Origin of the sequence: Agrococcus jejuensis (assembly GCF_007679035.1) — a bacterium.
GTDB classification, from domain to species: domain Bacteria; phylum Actinomycetota; class Actinomycetes; order Actinomycetales; family Microbacteriaceae; genus Agrococcus; species Agrococcus jejuensis_A.
The window spans coordinates 25,121-41,305 of record NZ_VEFR01000004.1 but is presented as its reverse complement, the minus strand read 5'-3'; the positions used below and the strand labels follow the sequence as shown (position 1 = coordinate 41,305).

Annotated in this window: 14 protein-coding genes; 8 read left to right on the top strand and 6 right to left on the bottom strand. The window is 72.0% G+C overall.

Going from position 1 to position 16,185, the window contains the following annotated elements; genetic code table 11:
* Positions 1-15 precede the first annotated feature (15 nt).
* The gene (locus FS793_RS12545; RefSeq protein WP_144720853.1) at positions 16-408 is read left to right on the top strand and encodes a VOC family protein; all 393 of its coding nucleotides are present in this window, start codon (positions 16-18) and stop codon (positions 406-408) included.
* A 33-nt stretch (positions 409-441) separates the two neighbouring features.
* A complete protein-coding gene (locus FS793_RS12540; protein WP_144720852.1) occupies positions 442-660 on the top strand; it encodes a hypothetical protein in 219 nt (72 codons plus the stop codon).
* Positions 661-666: 6 nt separating this feature from the next.
* Here FS793_RS12540 and treS read toward each other — a convergent pair whose 3' ends face one another.
* Both treS and FS793_RS12530 read right to left on the bottom strand, forming a co-directional pair.
* Positions 667-2,391 (bottom strand): maltose alpha-D-glucosyltransferase, encoded by a 1,725-nt coding sequence (treS, locus tag FS793_RS12535; protein WP_144720851.1) that lies wholly within the window; start codon positions 2,389-2,391, stop codon positions 667-669.
* Positions 2,392-2,705: 314 nt separating this feature from the next.
* Complete coding sequence (locus FS793_RS12530; RefSeq protein ID WP_260980159.1) at positions 2,706-3,896, bottom strand: MFS transporter; 1,191 nt, start codon at positions 3,894-3,896, stop codon at positions 2,706-2,708.
* 29 nt (positions 3,897-3,925) lie between these two features.
* On the opposite strand from FS793_RS12530, the gene FS793_RS12525 reads away from it, so the two are divergent.
* On the top strand, positions 3,926-4,690 hold the full coding sequence (locus FS793_RS12525; RefSeq protein ID WP_186329501.1) for a DeoR/GlpR family DNA-binding transcription regulator: 765 nt from the start codon (positions 3,926-3,928) through the stop codon (positions 4,688-4,690).
* 235 nt (positions 4,691-4,925) lie between these two features.
* On the opposite strand, the gene FS793_RS12520 is transcribed toward FS793_RS12525, so the two are convergent.
* Entirely contained in the window at positions 4,926-5,924 is a 999-nt protein-coding gene (locus tag FS793_RS12520; RefSeq protein ID WP_144720849.1) for a LacI family DNA-binding transcriptional regulator, read from the bottom strand.
* Positions 5,925-6,166: 242 nt separating this feature from the next.
* Here FS793_RS12520 and FS793_RS12515 point away from each other — a divergent pair, with 242 nt between their 5' ends.
* The 4 genes from FS793_RS12515 (at position 6,167) to FS793_RS12500 (ending at position 12,224) form a co-directional block, all read left to right on the top strand.
* A complete protein-coding gene (locus FS793_RS12515) occupies positions 6,167-7,531 on the top strand; it encodes an ABC transporter substrate-binding protein (RefSeq protein WP_144720848.1) in 1,365 nt (454 codons plus the stop codon).
* A gap of 503 nt (positions 7,532-8,034) precedes the next feature.
* Positions 8,035-8,928 (top strand): carbohydrate ABC transporter permease, encoded by an 894-nt coding sequence (locus FS793_RS12510; RefSeq protein WP_260980167.1) that lies wholly within the window; start codon positions 8,035-8,037, stop codon positions 8,926-8,928.
* Positions 8,925-9,905 (top strand): carbohydrate ABC transporter permease, encoded by a 981-nt coding sequence (locus tag FS793_RS12505; RefSeq protein WP_144720847.1) that lies wholly within the window; start codon positions 8,925-8,927, stop codon positions 9,903-9,905. The genes FS793_RS12510 and FS793_RS12505 overlap by 4 nt, the downstream gene beginning before the upstream one ends.
* Before the next feature lie 180 nt (positions 9,906-10,085).
* Positions 10,086-12,224, top strand: a complete 2,139-nt coding sequence (locus tag FS793_RS12500) for a DUF11 domain-containing protein (RefSeq protein ID WP_186329500.1) — start codon at positions 10,086-10,088, stop codon at positions 12,222-12,224.
* A 59-nt stretch (positions 12,225-12,283) separates the two neighbouring features.
* On the opposite strand, the gene FS793_RS12495 is transcribed toward FS793_RS12500, so the two are convergent.
* On the bottom strand, positions 12,284-12,733 hold the full coding sequence (locus FS793_RS12495; protein WP_222123755.1) for a YbhB/YbcL family Raf kinase inhibitor-like protein: 450 nt from the start codon (positions 12,731-12,733) through the stop codon (positions 12,284-12,286).
* 189 nt (positions 12,734-12,922) lie between these two features.
* On the opposite strand from FS793_RS12495, the gene FS793_RS12490 reads away from it, so the two are divergent.
* Entirely contained in the window at positions 12,923-13,903 is a 981-nt protein-coding gene (locus tag FS793_RS12490; RefSeq protein WP_144720845.1) for an aldo/keto reductase, read from the top strand.
* 204 nt (positions 13,904-14,107) lie between these two features.
* On the opposite strand, the gene FS793_RS12485 is transcribed toward FS793_RS12490, so the two are convergent.
* Together FS793_RS12485 and FS793_RS12480 are read right to left on the bottom strand one after the other, a co-directional pair.
* On the bottom strand, positions 14,108-15,601 hold the full coding sequence (locus tag FS793_RS12485) for an MFS transporter (RefSeq protein WP_144721206.1): 1,494 nt from the start codon (positions 15,599-15,601) through the stop codon (positions 14,108-14,110).
* A gap of 70 nt (positions 15,602-15,671) precedes the next feature.
* A complete protein-coding gene (locus tag FS793_RS12480; RefSeq protein ID WP_144720844.1) occupies positions 15,672-16,052 on the bottom strand; it encodes a phage holin family protein in 381 nt (126 codons plus the stop codon).
* Positions 16,053-16,185: the final 133 nt, after the last annotated feature.

Genomic DNA, 16,185 nt, shown 5'->3' with positions numbered 1-16,185 from the left:
GCCTATCCTCGGGCCATGGTCAGCGCCGTCTCCCACACGTCCATCGACTGCCGCGACGCGTACGCGCTGTCCGAGTGGTGGAAGCGGGTGCTCGGCTACGTCGACGTCGACGGCGACCCCAACGAGCCGGGGCACGAGGAGTGCATGATCCTCGCGCCCGACGGCTCGCATCGACTCCTGTTCATCGAGGTGCCCGAGGCGAAGTCGGTGAAGAACCGCATCCACCTCGACCTGCGCCCGACCGACCGCACGCGCGACGAGGAGGTCGAGCGCCTGCTCGCCATCGGCGCCACGCAGCTCGCCGATCGCCGCACCGCGACGGGCGGATGGGTCACGATGGCCGACCCCGAGGGCAACGAGCTGTGCGTGCTGCGCTCGCAGGCCGAGGTCGACGCCGCGGCCCCTTGACCGGAGGGGCGTGCCTCGACCTACCCTCGAGCCATGGCCCGGCGACGACCATCCGACGACGACGTGCCGCCGCGTGCCCTCATCATCGCCGGCCTCGTGATCGGTGCCGTCACGCTCGTCGCATGGATCGTCGCGATCGAGCTGAACGCCATGCCGGGCGGGCGCCTCGACGGGATGATGCTGCTCGGCTTCCCGATCGCCCTCGGCGTGCTGATCTGGGGCGTCGTGTCGGCCGTGCGCGCCCGACGCTGACGCTCGTCAGCGCGACGCGGCGATGTGCAGCCAGTAGAACGACTGCGTGCCGAAGGTCAGCGAGAAGCGGCCGTCGTCGGCGATCGTCGGGAACTGGCCGCCGCCGAACAGGTCGTGCAGCTCGGCGCCCGACCAGTCGGGCGCATCGATCGTCACGTGCACCGGGTTGTGGCTGAACGAGAAGACGCACAGCACGTGCTCCTCCTTCGGCCCGTGGTACGTGCCGTCGCCGGCATACGAGCGGACGAAGGCCAGCACCGACTCGTTGTCGGTCTCGAGCACGCGGATCGTGCCGAGGCCGAACACCGGATGCTGCCGACGCGTGTGGAGCACCGACCGCATCCAGTTGAGCAGGCTCGAGGCCTGCGCCATCTGCGCCTCCACGTTGACCGAGGTGTAGTGGTAGACGAGCGACTGCACCGGCGGCAGGAACAGCTTGCCCGGGTCGGCGGTCGAGAAGCCGGCGTTGCGATCGGGCGTCCACTGCATCGGCGTGCGGCTCGCGTCGCGATCGTCGAGCCAGATGTTGTCGCCCATGCCGATCTCGTCGCCGTAGTACAGGAAGGGCGAGCCGGGCAGCGACAGCAGCAGCGCGTTCGCGAGCTCGAGCTCGGCGCGCGAGTTGTCGAGCAACGACGCGAGCCGGCGGCGGATGCCCACGTTCGACCGCATCCGCGGGTCGTACGCGTACCAGCCGTACATCGCCTGCCGGTACTCCTCGCTCACCATCTCGAGCGTCAGCTCGTCGTGGTTGCGCAGGAACACGCCCCATGCGGCGCCCGGCGGCACCTCCACCTGCTCGGAGAGCACCCGCTTGAGCTCTGCGGCGTTCTGCGCGCGCAGGCTGTAGAAGATGCGCGGCATCGTCGGGAAGTCGAACGCCATGTGGCACTCGGGCTCCTCGGCCGTGCCGAAGTACTCGGCCGTCTCGGCCGGCCACTGGTTGGCCTCGGCGATGAGCACGCGACCGGGGTACTCGTGGTCGACCATCGTGCGCAGGTCGCGCACGAACTGGTGCGTCGCCGGCTCGGACTCGCCGTTGCCCTCCTCCGACTCGTACAGGTACGGGATGGCGTCGAGGCGGATGCCGTCGACGCCGATGTCGAGCCAGAAGCGCAGGATGTCGCGCACCGCCTCGTGCACCGCCGGGTGCTCGAAGTTGAGGTCGGGCTGGTGCGAGAAGAAGCGGTGCCAGTAGAACTGCCGCCGCTGGCTGTCGAACGCCCAGTTCGACGTCTCGGTGTCGACGAAGATGATGCGCACGTTCGGGTAGCCCTCGTCGGTGTCGCGCCACACGTAGAAGTCGCCGAACTCGCCCTCCGGATCCTCGCGCGAGGCGAGGAACCACGGATGCTGGTCGGACGTGTGGTTGATCGGCAGGTCGATCATGATGCGCATGTTGCGCGCATGCGCCTCCGACACGAAGTGCTTGAAGTCGTCGATCGTGCCGTACTCGGGCAGCACCGCCTGGTAGTCGGAGACGTCGTAGCCGCCGTCCTTGAGCGGCGACTGGAAGAACGGCGGCACCCAGATGCCGTCGATGCCGAGCCACTGCAGGTAGTCGAGCTTCGAGGTGAGGCCCTGGAAGTCGCCGAAGCCGTCGCCGTTCGAGTCGACGAACGACCGCACCATGACCTCGTAGAACACCGACTTGCGGTGCCAGTCGGGATCGAGCCGCAGACCCGGCACATGGCTCGCGCCGATCACGGGGATGGGTGCGGTGAACGACATGCGCGGTCCTCTCGCTCGGCTCATGCACGTGCGGTGCGCCCCGCCTCACGGCCGGGACGCGTCGACCCAGCCAAGCACTCGCGGCCCGCTTCGGCCAGAGGACGCGGGGGCTTGCGCGCGGCGGTGGTCGTGCCGCATGGGGGCGGCTGCCCGCTCTCGTCTGGCGCATGACTGGTCGCTCGTTGGCGGCGACTGGTCGCTCGTGGGGATCGAGTGGTCACCAGTCGTTCCCACGAGCGACCAGTCCCGACCACGAGTGACCAGTCACCACCACGAGCGACCAGTCAGCGGCAGGACCGAGGCCGTGGGACGGGTCAGAGCGCGGGAGCGGCGGCGGGCGGCCGCTGGGCGCCGGGGTCGAGCCGCGGTGCGAGGACGACGACCACGAGGCCGGCGACCACGAGCACCGCGAGCCCGACGCGCAGGTCGACCGCGTCCGACAGCCCGCCGATGAGGGGGCTCGTGCCGAGGAATCCAAGGCGCATGAGCCAGCTCACCACCGTCACGCCCGCGCCCTCGCTGAGCCCGGGGATGGAGCCCGCGGCCGAGAACGCGCTCGGCACGAGCGTCGCGCATCCGTATCCGGCGAGCACGAAGCCGGTCATGAGCAGCGCGGGCTCGGAGGCGAGCACGATCGCGATGCCGCCGAGCGCCACGAGCGCGCCGCCGATGCGTGCGACCGTGCCGCGGCCGAGGCGATGGATGAGCAGGTCGCCCGTGAAGCGGCCCACGCATTGGCTGGCGATCACGACCGTGAAGGCGATGCCGGCGACGGACGCGTCGAGTCCGGCCAGCTGCACGCCCGAGATGGCGGCCCAGTTGTTGGCGACGTCCTCGACGACCGTGCCCGCGATCGCGATGATCACGATCGGCAACGCGATCACCGCCACGCGGCGCCAGCGCGCGAGGCCGTGCACGCCCGCGTCCTCCTCGGCGGGCGCCTCGGGCACCGGGCCGACGACCCAGCCCGCGACCGCGACGAGGCCCACGCAGACGAGCCCGGTGACGGCGAGGTGGATGCGCAGATCGCCACCCGCCGCCGCGACCGCGGTCGAGATGGCGCCGGAGCCGGCGGCGCCGAGGCTCCACAGGGCGTGCATCGACCCGAGGATGGGCCGCCGGGCACGCTGCTGCACGCGCAGGCCGGCGACGTTCTGTGCGACGTCGACGATCGCATCCGTGAAGCCGACGGTGAGGATGCAGGCCGCGAGCACGACGCCGGTCGTCGACCAGCCGGCCGCGGCCACGGCGAGCGCGATGAGCACCGTGCCGAGCACGGCGACGCGACGCGCCCCGAAGCGACGGATGAGCGGCGCGGGCAACGCCGACGACACGACGGCGCCGAGCGCGAAGCACGCGACGACGAGCCCGAACTGCAGGCCGCCGAGCCCGAGACGATCGGCGAGCTGCGGATACCAGGGCAGCAGCGCGGCGAAGATCGCGCCGTTGGTCGCGAACATGAGGCCGGAGCCGGCGATGGGGCGGAGCGTCGATCGGATGGCCACGGATGCACGCTAGGGGCCAGACTGATCGCATGCAACGATCGGAACGACAGCGTTCGATCATCCGCGCCGTCGACTCGGGGCGGCGCTCGATCGGCGACCTATGCGCGCTCACGGGCGCCTCGGCCATCACCGTGCGCCGCGACCTCGCCGAGCTCGCCGAGGTCGGTGCGCTCGCACGCGTGCGCGGCGGCGCCGAGCCCGTCGCGCACCGCGGCTCCGGCTTCCCGTTCTCGCTGCGCGCCGGCGAGCACGGCGACGACAAGGCCGCGCTCGCCGCGGCCGCCGCCGCGCTCGTGCCCGACGACGCATCCGTGCTCGTCGACAACGGCACCACGGCCGTCGCCGTGGCCCGCGCGCTCGCCGGACGACGCATCCGCGCCCTCGCGCTCTCGCTGCACGCCGCTGCCGCACTGGGCGCCCGCCCGGGCGCCGAGGTGCGCGTGCCCGGCGGCACGATCGTGCACGACGACCTGTCGTTCGCCGGCGTCGGCGCCCTGCAGGCCGTGCGCGAGACGCGGTTCGACGTCGCGATCCTCGGCGCATGCGCCGCGTCGCCCGAGTCGGGGCTCACGGTCGCGGGGTGGGACGACGCGCAGGTGAAGCGCGAGGCCATCGCCGCCTCGCGCCGCGTCGTGCTGGTCGTGACGCCCGACAAGCTCGCGCGCACCTCGGCCCACCGGTTCGCGACGTTCGCCGACGTGGATGCGGTGGTGACGACGGATGCGGTGCCCGCCGACGTGCTGCACGCCATCCGCGCCGCCGGTGCCGAGGTGGTGCTGGTGCCGTCGGCGTGAGCCCGTCGGCCCGACTGGTCGCAGTTGCACCGAAGCTGCGACCAGTCAGGTGCAGCTGCGACCAGTCACGGTGCATCTCTGACCAGTCCGTCTGACGGTGGTCGCTCGTGGTGGGGAATGGTCACTCGTGGGACCGAATCGTGACCAGTCGGTCGCAACGAGCGACCGGCCAGCGCCACGAGTGACCAGTCACCACCAGTGACCAGTCAGCGCCACCAGCGACCAGCCGGCCGTCTCAGGCCGGTGCCGTCGAGCCCCGCACGACGAGCTCGGGCGCGATGAGCTCGTGCGACGTGTCGCCCGAGGGCGCGCGCAGGTCGGCGACGACCCAGTCGACGATGCGCTCGCCGTGCTCGCGCGGATCCTGTCGCACCGTCGTGAGGTCGAACGCGCCCGCGTAGGCGTGGTCGTCGACGCCCACGACCGACAGGTCGAGCGGCACGCGCAGCCCGAGCGAGCGTGCGGCGAGCAGGATGCCCATCGCGATCTCGTCGGTCGCCGCGAACACGGCACGCGGACGGTCGGGAGCGCGCAGCATCGACAGGGCGTGCGCATACGACGCGTCGGCCGTCGGATCGTGCAGCAGCGTCGGCTCGGGCTGCAGCCCCGCCGCCCGCATCGCACGCTGGTAGCCGCGCTCGCGCAGCCGCTCGGCGGCGAAGAGCGACTCGTCGAGCACCGTCGACCCGCCCACGTGCGCGATGCGCCGGTGCCCGAGCGACAGCAGGTGCTCGGTCGCGAGCGTGCCGACGCGCTCGTCGTCGAGGCACCAGGAGCGCACGCCCGCGGCCCCGTCCCCCAGCGCGACCGCCGGGATGCCGATCGACGCGAGGCGCGACACCTCGCGGTGCGTGAGCGCGAACGTCGTCGAGATGAGCGCGTCGATGTGGTGCCGCTGCAGGAAGCGCTCGAAGACCCGCTCGCGCATCTCGGCGCCGCGTCCGAGGTCGTAGAGCACGACGTCGAGGTCGTGGGCGAGGGCCGCCTCGGCGATGCCGCGCAGCAGCGTCGACACGTACCAGGTGTCGATCGCGGGGGCGAGCACGCCGATGGCGCCCGTGCGTCCGGTCGCGAGCGACACGGCCGCGGGCGAGGCACGGAAGTCGAGCGCGGACGCGGCCTGGAGCACGCGCTGACGGGTGGCATCCGCCACGGATCCGCGACCCGAGAGGGCACGGGATGCGGTGGCCTTCGAGACGCCAGCGAGCCTCGCGACGTCGTCGATGACGGCCATGGCGCCCCCTCGCGCATCCGGTGCCTGATCGCGATCCGATCGACCGCAACCGGTTCCAATGAGTATCACGGAAGCGCAACGAAGCGAAAGCGGATGCCGCGGATCGTTGCGGCCCACGAGGCCGTCCGTTACGGTCGGCAGTGCTGTGGAACCGGTTCCGGTTCGGGTGAGGGCGCCCCAGCGGATGCCCCACCTGTCTCCGGTCGTCCGCAGCTCCCGCACCAATGGAGACAGGAGTTCCGATGAAGCGCTCCCAGCGCCGCCTGCTCATGCCGCTCGGCATCGCAGGCATCACCGCGCTCGCACTCACCGCATGCGTCGGCGACGACGCCGGCAGCGGTGGCGGCGGCGGCGACGGCGAGGCCGCAGACTGCAGCCTCTACGAGGACTACGGCACGTTCGACGGCGCCGAGGTCAACATCTACGGCACGATCCTCGACGCCGAGGCCGACCGTCTCAACGAGTCGTGGGCCGACTTCGAGTCCTGCACGGGCATCGACGTCGTCTACGAGGGCTCCGCCGAGTTCGAGGCGCAGATCAACGTGCGCGTGCAGGGCGGCAACCCGCCCGACCTCGGCATCTTCCCGCAGCCGGGCCTTCTCGCCTCCGTGGCCGGCACCGGCTCGCTGCTGCCCGCGCCGGAGTCGGTGCAGGCGAACGCGCAGGAGTTCTGGAGCGAGGACTGGCAGAACTACGGCACCGTCGACGGCACGCTCTACGGCGCCCCGCTCATGGCGAGCGTCAAGGGCTTCGTCTGGTACTCGCCGTCGGTCTTCGAGGAGAACGGCTGGGAGATCCCGACCACGCTCGACGAGCTCGACGACCTCACGGCGACGATCGCCGAGTCCACCGACGAGTCCGGCGTGACGCCCTGGTGCGTCGGCTTCGGCTCGGGCGAGGCCACCGGCTGGCCGGGCACCGACTGGATCGAGGACTACGTGCTCCGCACCGCGGGCGCCGACGTCTACGACCAGTGGACGAGCCACGAGATCCCCTTCGACGACCCGCAGATCGTCGACGCCATGGACCGAGTGGGCGACCTCATCCTCAACCCCGACAACGTGAACGGCGGCATCGGCGACGTCTCGACGATCGCCACCACCGACTTCGGCGAGGCCGGCCTGCCCGTGCTCGACGGCACGTGCGCCATGCACCACCAGGCCTCGTTCTACGAGGGCTTCTGGAGCGACGACAACTCGGTCGAGGTGGCCGAGGACGGCGAGGTCTGGGCCTTCCTGCTCCCGGGCGCCGAGGCTGACGGCAACGCCGTCACCGGCGGTGGCGAGTTCGTGGGCGCCTTCTCCGACGCCGAGGAGGTCGTGGCGACGCAGACCTACCTGTCGAGCGACCTGTGGGCCAACAACCGCGTCTCGCTCGGCGGCGTGATCTCGGCCAACAACGGCCTCGACCCGGAGAACGCCTCGAGCGCCCTCCTCACGTCGGCCGTCGAGATCCTGCAGGACCCGGACACCACGTTCCGCTTCGACGGCTCGGACATCATGCCGGGCGCCGTCGGCACGGGCACGTTCTGGACCGGGATGGTCAACTGGGTCGGCGGCGAGTCGACCGAGTCGGTGCTCTCGACGATCGAGAGCAGCTGGCCGTAGCCAGAGGCTGACACCGCGAGCGGGGGTCGTGCGAGAGCACGGCCCCCGCTCCATACCTACGGAGGTGACCCATGACCACCATGGATCTCGTCGGCAAGCTGCTCCAGGCCGTGTTCGGCCTCGGCGGCTTCGCCTTGCTCGTGGTGGTGCTGCTGCTCGTCCTCGATCGCGAGGCCACGGCCCTGCGCAGCATCATCGGCCGCATCGTCGCGGCCGCCGTCGTGCTTCTCGCGACGCTCTCCAGCCAGCTCGGACTCCTCGACGGCGTCGACTGGCTCACCGACCAGGTGCGCACCGCCATCCTGCTCATCGGATGGCCGCTCTCCGCATCCCTGATCGTCGGCCTGCTGCTCGAGCTCGCACCCCGCCGGGTGCGGCGCTCCGGCCGCCTCACGGCCCACCTGCTCGCCGCAGCGGCGGTCGTCGTCGGCGGTCTCGTCATCGAAGGCGCCGACGAGACGGCGATCGGCGCCTGGCCGTGGGCTGCCGCGCTCACGATCTCGATCATCGCCGTGCTCGGCTTCACCGCATCGCGAGACGACGACTCGAAGCCGATGCTCGTCTTCCTCGTGCCTGCGGTGGCGCTGCTCACGCTCGGCCTCATCTACCCCGCGCTGCGCACCGCGCTGCTCGCGTTCACGAATGCGCAGGGCGAGTTCAACGGACTCGACAACTTCGTGTGGATGTTCACGCAGGGAACCGCGCTCGTCACCCTCGCGAACACCGTCGTGTGGGTCGTGCTCGTGCCGCTCGTGTCGACCATCGTCGGCCTCGCCTACGCGGTCTTCATCGACAAGAGCGCAGGCGAGAAGATCTTCAAGATGCTCGTCTTCCTGCCGATGGCGATCTCGTTCGTCGGCGCCGGCATCATCTGGAAGTTCATGTACGCCTACCGCGGTCCCCAGCAGGACCAGATCGGCCTCGTGAACCAGATCCTCGTGCTCTTCGGCGGCGATCCGCAGCAGATCCTGCAGAACTCGCCCACGAACACGCTCGCGCTCATCATCGTGATGATCTGGATCCAGACCGGCTTCGCCATGACGGTGCTGTCGGCCGCGATCAAGGGCGTGCCGACCGAGCAGATCGAGGCAGCCAGCCTCGACGGCGCCAGCCCGTGGCAGCGGTTCACGAACGTGACCGTGCCGGGCATCCGCTCGTCGATCGTGGTCGTCGTCACGACGATCTCGATCGCGACGCTCAAGGTGTTCGACATCGTCCGCACCATGACGGGCGGCAACTTCGACACCTCCGTGGTGGCCAACGAGATGTACACGCAGGCGTTCCGCGCCGGCGAGCCCGGACGCGGTGCCGCGCTCGCGCTCATCCTGTTCGTGCTCGTGCTGCCGATCGTGCTCTACAACGTGCGCATCCTGCGCCAGCAGAGGGAGATCCGATGACCTCCACCGCCATCACCCCCGACCCCGAGATCCGCGACGTCGACGACGCGCTGAACACGGCTCCCCGCTCGCGCGCGGACCGAGTGAAGCAGCGGCTCACGAGCCCGTGGGCGACGCTCGTCGCCATCGTCATCGCCGTGCTGTGGACCATCCCCACGTTCGGACTGCTGCTGTCGTCGTTCCGACCGGGCGACGCCATCCGCACCTCCGGCTGGTGGACGTTCTTCACGAACCCGCAGCTGACCTTCCAGAACTACCAGGAGGTGCTGCTGTCGGGCTCGGCGTCGTCGCCGCAGCTCGGCGAGTACTTCGTGAACTCGCTCATCGTGGCGATCCCGGGCACGATCTTCCCGCTCGTGCTCGCGTCGCTCGCGGCGTACGCGTTCGCGTGGGTGAAGTTCCGCGGCTCCGGCACGCTGTTCGTGATCATCTTCGCGCTGCAGATCGTGCCGCTGCAGATGGCGCTCATCCCGCTGCTGCAGATGTTCGTGACGTTCCTGCAGCCGTTCCAGGTGGGGCTGGCGGATGCGCTGCCGTTCATCTCGGAGCGGCAGTACGCGCCGATCTGGGTCGCGCACACGATCTTCGCGCTGCCGCTGGCGATCTTCCTGCTGCACAACTTCATCTCGGAGATCCCGAGCGAGGTCGTCGAGGCCGCGCGCGTCGACGGTGCCGGGCACGGGCAGATCTTCTTCCGCATCATCCTGCCGCTCGCGATGCCGGCGATCGCGTCGTTCGCGATCTTCCAGTTCCTCTGGGTCTGGAACGACCTGCTCGTGGCGTTGGTGTTCTCGTCGGGCACGCCGGACACGGCGCCCTTGACGCAACGACTGGCCGAGCTCGCGGGCTCGCGCGGCGAGAACTGGGACCGCCTCACCGCAGGCGCGTTCGTGTCGCTCGTCGTGCCGCTGATCGTGTTCTTCGGCCTGCAGCGGTTCTTCGTGCGCGGTCTGCTGGCGGGCTCCGCGAAGGGATAGGCGTCACTGCCGCAGCGTTCGCGTTGCGGTCGACGCAGGAGGGGGTCGCCCGGTGGGCGGCCCCCTTCCGCGTGCATGCGCGGGCTGTGGAGAGCGCATCCGTCCACATCCGCCTCCACTCGACCGCGTCCGCGCCGTCGCTCGCTCGTACCGTCGCCGCGGCACGACGAGGGAGGCCCGATGCGACAGCGCACGAACGACGAGATGCGGCGAGCGGCGAGACGCCGACGCCGAGGGATGGGCGCGGTCGCGGCCGCGCTCGGGATGCTGGTGGCGGCGGGCGGCGGCGTGGGCGTCGCCGTCGCGACGCCGCCGTCGCCCGCGACGCCGCAGGCACCGAGCATCGAGGGCCCGGCCACGACGACCCTGCCCGGCACGCAGCTGCAGGGCGGATGGAGCGACGAGGGCGTCACGACCCTCTTCGCGTACGCCGTCGCGGGCGAGCGGCTCGTGGCCGACCTGCGCGTCTCCGACCGCACGGGTGCGGGTGCGCGGGTCGTCGTCACCGATCCGGCCGGCGTCGTCGCCCACGACGCGACCGTCGCTGCCGGCGCTGCCGCCGGCACGACGCTCGGCGGCGCCTGGAGCGCCGGGCTCGACGGCGTGTGGTCGGTCGCGATCCACGACGGACCGGGACGGCAGGCCGGTCTCGAGTGGGACGTCGCGGTCGTCGGCGCCGCTGGCTCCGTGCCCGGGCGCGTGTGGACCGAGTCGCTCGCGATCCACACGCCCGAGCCGACGACGCTCGCCCTGCACGCCGCGGCGCCCGACGGGGCGCAGTACCGCGTGACGCTCGACGGCTACGACGGCGTCGACTCGACGCTGCGCATGAACGACGTCGGCAACGCGGCGGTCGGCACGTGCGAGCCCGCGCTGCGGTCGGTGCCGATGCCGCACTCGCCCGAGGGCGGTGGCGCCGGGGCCGCGTGGTGGCAGCCCACGGCAGACGACTGCGCCGGCCTCACCGACTTCCGCCTCTTCCTCGACGCCCCGGCCGCCGACCTGCCGCCCTCGACGACCGCCTGGGCCGACGGCCGCACGGTCGAGACGTGGCTCTTGGCCGACTACGTCGCGCCCACGATCGCGGCGCTCGACTTCGCTCGCGACACCGTCGCGGCGAACGCCGGCACGCTGACGGGCACCCTGCAGGGGCAGCCGGGCGTGGTGCGCGTGGAGGTCGACGGCGACGGCGACGGCGGCTTCGACGGTCCGCGCGACGTGGTCGACGAGGTCGCGGTGCTCGAGCCCGGCGCGTTCTCGTGGCACTGGGACGGCCTCGACGCCGCCGGCGCGCCCGTGTCGCCGACGACCGCCGGCGTGCGCATGCGGGCGACGATGGCGCAGGTGTCGCCCATCCACTTCCTGCGGATCGACGCCGAGACGAACACGGGCGGCATCGAGGTCGAGGCGCTCACGGGACCCGCACCGGGCGTGACGACGTTGCACTGGGACGACACGGCGCTCGACGCGTCGAGCGCCTCGCGGTGGACGCGCACGCCGGCGCTCATCGGCAGCGACCCTGCGACGACGTCGGCAGGGGGCGTGCACGGGTGGCAGGCCGGTGGCGAGCGCCCCAACCAGAACGACGGCATCGGCGGCTCGTGGGGCGACCTGCGGGCGATCGACGACTGGGCCTTCATCGAGGACCACGCGCAGGCCGAGGTCGCGCTCGCGGCGCTGCCGGACCTGCGCATCGACAAGCGCGTCGACGCCGAGGTGCTCGCCGTCGACGACGGCAGCGCCGTGTCGGTCGTGTGGACGATCGACGTCGCCAACCTCGGCACGGTCGACGCGACCGACGTCTCGGTCACCGACGACTACCCGGTGGAGCTCGACCCCGCGTCGCTGCAGGTCGTCGCCGGTCCGTCGCAGGGCTCGTTCGACGTCGCGGCCGGGATCTGGTCCGTGGGCACGCTGCCGCCGAGCGGCGTCGCGTCGGTGACGCTGCAGGGCACGGTCGCCCCCACGGCGGGCGCCGCCGCCACCGTCGTCAACGCCGCGTGGGTCATGGCTCCGCAAGCGCCGCCGCCGGGATCGTGCCGACCGAACGCCGACCTCGAGAGCGACGACGACCGCTGCGACCTCGTCGAGACGCCCATCGCGCCGACGCCGGCGACCGTCGCTCCGCCGGCCGTCACGACGCCCGCGGCGGCGCCTGCGCCGAGCCCGGCGCTGCGCGACCCGGGTCGACGCGAGCCGCTGCCGGAGACCGGCGCATCCGTCCCGCCGCTCGTCGCGGTCGGCGGCGCACTCGCCCTCGCCATCGGCCTCGGCGCGCTCGCCGTGCGCCGCCGCGCGCGCGGCACGCACGCGCGGTGACATGCGGATGCCCCGGCTCGCGAGCCGGGGCATCCGTCGACGTCGGTCGCGGCGCGCGGTCAGCGCGAATAGGTGCCGACGACGCGGTTCTGCTCGAGGATCGCACCCGCGTGACGATCGAGGAAGGCCTCGCGCGTCGGCTCGCCCGAGATGGGCTCCGACAGGGCGTAGACCCACGCGTAGTAGCGGTGCGTGCCGTGGCCGACCGGCGGCTGCGGGCCGTACCAGCCCGGCTCGCCGGCGCTCGTCGGCGCCGCACGGCCGACCGACGGGTCGATCGCGCCGTCGACGGCGGGCAGGCCGTAGACGACCCAGTGCGTGAACCCGCGCGCCATCGGCGCATCGGGGTCGTGCACGACGAGCGCGAGCTCGACGGCGTCCTCCGGCACACCGGCGACGACGAAGCGCGGCGCCTCGTTGCCACCGTCCTTCGCGAGCCGGTCGGGCATGCGCCCGTCGGCCTCGTAGTCCTCGGTCGAGATGGTCAGGTCTGCGACGTGCGGTCCCATGGGCATCCTCTCCGTCGCGCGTCGGCGCGACTCCTCCATGCTGTCGTCGACGGCGAGCGGATGCAGCGGGTTGCGCTGCGGGCATCCGTTCGCTCCGGGGTCCGCTCTGCGAGGATCGAGCCGTCGCATCCCCGCATCCGATCGCCGACGCCGGCGCGGATCGCCCACGTCACGGCAAGGAGCCACGCAATGCAGCGCACCAGGATCGGCACGAGCGGCCTCGACATCTCGCGAGTGACGCTCGGATGCATGAGCTTCGGCGAGCCCGACGTCGGCAACCACGGATGGACGCTGCCCGAGGAGGAGTCGCGCGGGTTCATCCAGCGCGCGCTCGAGCTGGGCTTCACGTCGTTCGACACCGCCAACGCGTACTCCGCGGGACGGTCGGAGGAGATCGTGGGCAAGGCGCTCGCCGACTTCGCCCGCCGCGAGGACGTCGTCATCGCGACGAAGGTCTTCATGCCGATGCGCGACGGGGTCAACGGACGCGGCCTCTCGCGCGGGCACATCCTCGAGTCGGTGCATGCGAGCCTGCGGCGGCTCGGCACCGACTACGTCGACCTCTTCCAGATCCACCGCTTCGACCCGACGGTGCCGATCGAGGAGACGATGCAGACGCTCGACGACCTCGTGCGCTCGGGCAAGGTGCGCTACCTCGGTGCCTCGTCGATGTGGGCGTGGCAGTTCGCCAAGATGCAGCACGCTGCGGCGCTGCACGGGTGGACGCGGTTCATCTCGATGCAGGCGCAGTACAACCTGCTGACGCGCGAGGACGAGCGCGAGATGTACCCGTTCTGCCTCGACTCGGGCGTCGGTGCGCTGCCGTGGAGCCCGCTCGCGCGCGGCAAGCTGACCCGACCATGGGACGAGGAGTCGACGCGCTTCGCCACCGACGGGCTCGCGCCGCAGCTCTACCACCAGGCCGAGGACTCCGACCGGCGCATCGTGGATGCGGTGCTGGCGATCGCCGCCGAGCGCGAGGTGCGCCCGGCGCAGGTGGCGCTCGCGTGGGTGCTGGCGCAGCCGGTCGTCTCGTCGCCCATCGTCGGTGCGACGCGGATGCAGCACCTCGACGACGCCGTCGCCGCGGCCGAGCTCGAGCTCACCGACGACGAGCTGCGCCGCCTCGAGGAGCACTACGTGCCCCACGCGATGGAGGGCTTCGCCTGATCCCCCGGATCGCGGCGTCCCGGACGCGCGCGGTCGGCCGACTGGTCACTTGTGGCTGGGACTGGTCACCCGTGGCGCTGACTGGTCGCTCGTGGTTGGGATCGGTCGCTCGTGGGAACCAGTGGTGACCACTCGATCCCCACGAGTGACCAGTCACGACGGCGAGCGACCAGTCGGCGCAACGAGCGACCAGTCGATCGACGCCTACGGGGTGGGCGTGCGCGCGTCGTACTGCAGGAACGTGCCCTGCATCCGCGTCACGAGCACCACGAGCGCGACGATGCACAGGCCGCCCAGCAGCGGCGGGAACCACAGCGCCACGAGGGATGCGGTGAGGCCGGCGTAGAGGTCGCCGAGGCGGGGTCCACCGGCCACGACGACCGTGAACACGCCCTGCAGGCGGCCGCGCATCTCGTCGGGCGACGCCTGCAGCAGCATCGTCGAGCGGAAGATCGCGCTGATCTCGTCGCTCGCGCCCATGCCCGCCATCGCGACGCAGGCGAGCGCGAGCGCCGGCCAGGCGACGCCGTCCAGCTGGTCGGTCACCGAGACGCCCGACAGCATCGTGACGAGCAGCACGACGCCGAGCAGCAGCCCGGCCGTGCCGTAGAGCATGATCGCCCGCTGCACCGCGAGGCCGTGCCGATGCACGTGCGCGACGGGTCCCGAGAGGAGGCTCGCGAGCAGCGTGCCGATCGCGCCGGCCGCCGTGAGCACGCCCACCGTGATGGGGCCGCCGCCGATCACGAGCGCACCGACGGCGGGGAAGAGCACGTTGGGCCGCCCGAACACCATCGCGATGATGTCGACGACGAACGACATGCGGATGTTCGGCGCCTGCCGCAGGAACCGCATCCCGTCGCGCAGCGACTCGAGGCCCGGCTTCGCCACCTGGCCCTGCGGGGGCATGGCGGGCAGTCCGAGGATGCCGATGAACGCGACCGAGAACAGCACGGCGTCGACGGCGAACGTGAACGGCAGGCCGACCGTCGCGGCGAGCACGCCGGCGAGGGCCGGCCCGATCGTCACCATCGCGCCGATCGCGATGCCGTTGAGCGCGGCGGCGCGCGACAGCAGGTGCGCGGGCACGATGCGCGGCGTGATCGCGCTGCGCGTGGCTCCCGAGACGGTGGTGGCGACGGCGTTGATCGTGGCGAGCACGTAGAACGGCCACACCTCGACGCGCTGCCCCTCGGCCATCGCCCATGCGTCGTAGGCCGACATCGCGACGATGCCGAGCACCGTGAGCCAGCCGACGATCGCCGACACGAGCAGCACGCGCTTGCGGTCGAACGCATCCGCGAGCATGCCGCCCCACAGGCCGGCGACGATCATCGGCACGAGGCCGATGGGGCCGACGAGCGAGACGGCGAGCGTCGACTCGGTGATGTCGTAGATCTGCAGCCCGACGGCGACGACCGTGACCATCGAGCCGATGCCCGAGATCGCGTTCGCGATCCAGAGCCGGGCGAAGGCCGGGGATGCGCGCAGCGGCTCGAGGTCGACGAAGCGCTTGCGGCGGGCAGGCTCCGGCCGATCGGCGGACCGGTGCGGGCCGGGCTTCGCGATCGCGTCGGACGACGCCTCGAGCCCCGCGACCTGATGCGCGGGCGCAGCGGCGTCGGCGTGCGCGCCGTCGGGGTCGGTGCCCGGGACGATCGGCACGCGCCCCGTCGTGGGGTCGCCGCCGGAGTCCATGGTCACCGGACGAGCCTAGGGGCACGCGCGTGTGCCGGCGGGAGCCGGCTCCTGCCCTGCGACGCGCACGCTACGCGGTGGCGTCGCGCACCGTGCGCGTCTCCTCCTCGACGAGATCGTCCGCGGACGGCGGCGAGATGCGACGCATCCCGACGGCGGCGAGGATGCCTGCCGCGACCGCGAGCGGCGCCACGATGGCGAGGATCGCGCCCCACCACGGCAGCACCTCGGCGAGCGCGATCGTCAGCGCGACCGCGAGCGTCGTGAGCGTGACCAGGGCGAGGCCCGCTGCGATGCCGAGCAGCACCAGGCCCACGCGAGCCTCGCGCGTGCGCTCCATGAGCTCGCGTCGCGCGTCGTCGACCTGCTCGAGGGCGGCCGCGCGCAGCCGTCGGGGCACGTCGCGCACGACGGCGAGCGGCGAGCGGCGACGCGTCGAGCCCTCAGCCACGACGGCGACCCGACGGCTGGCCGTCGTCGCCGCGACGGCGACGACCGAGGATGCGCTTCACCACGAAGGCGGCGACGAGCGAGAGGATGCGGGGCAGCATGGTGTCCTTCCTGGACGGCAGGGCGACCGAAGC

Coding starts and splice junctions, on each gene's coding strand:
- FS793_RS12490 (WP_144720845.1), top strand. CDS start 12,923: ATGCAGCGCACCAGGATCGGCACGAGCGGCCTCGACATCTCGCGAGTG.
- FS793_RS12515 (WP_144720848.1), top strand. CDS start 6,167: ATGAAGCGCTCCCAGCGCCGCCTGCTCATGCCGCTCGGCATCGCAGGC.
- FS793_RS12545 (WP_144720853.1), top strand. CDS start 16: ATGGTCAGCGCCGTCTCCCACACGTCCATCGACTGCCGCGACGCGTAC.
- treS (WP_144720851.1), bottom strand. CDS start 2,391: ATGTCGTTCACCGCACCCATCCCCGTGATCGGCGCGAGCCATGTGCCG.
- FS793_RS12495 (WP_222123755.1), bottom strand. CDS start 12,733: ATGGGACCGCACGTCGCAGACCTGACCATCTCGACCGAGGACTACGAG.
- FS793_RS12485 (WP_144721206.1), bottom strand. CDS start 15,601: ATGGACTCCGGCGGCGACCCCACGACGGGGCGCGTGCCGATCGTCCCG.
- FS793_RS12500 (WP_186329500.1), top strand. CDS start 10,086: ATGCGACAGCGCACGAACGACGAGATGCGGCGAGCGGCGAGACGCCGA.
- FS793_RS12505 (WP_144720847.1), top strand. CDS start 8,925: ATGACCTCCACCGCCATCACCCCCGACCCCGAGATCCGCGACGTCGAC.
- FS793_RS12540 (WP_144720852.1), top strand. CDS start 442: ATGGCCCGGCGACGACCATCCGACGACGACGTGCCGCCGCGTGCCCTC.
- FS793_RS12520 (WP_144720849.1), bottom strand. CDS start 5,924: ATGGCCGTCATCGACGACGTCGCGAGGCTCGCTGGCGTCTCGAAGGCC.
- FS793_RS12525 (WP_186329501.1), top strand. CDS start 3,926: ATGCAACGATCGGAACGACAGCGTTCGATCATCCGCGCCGTCGACTCG.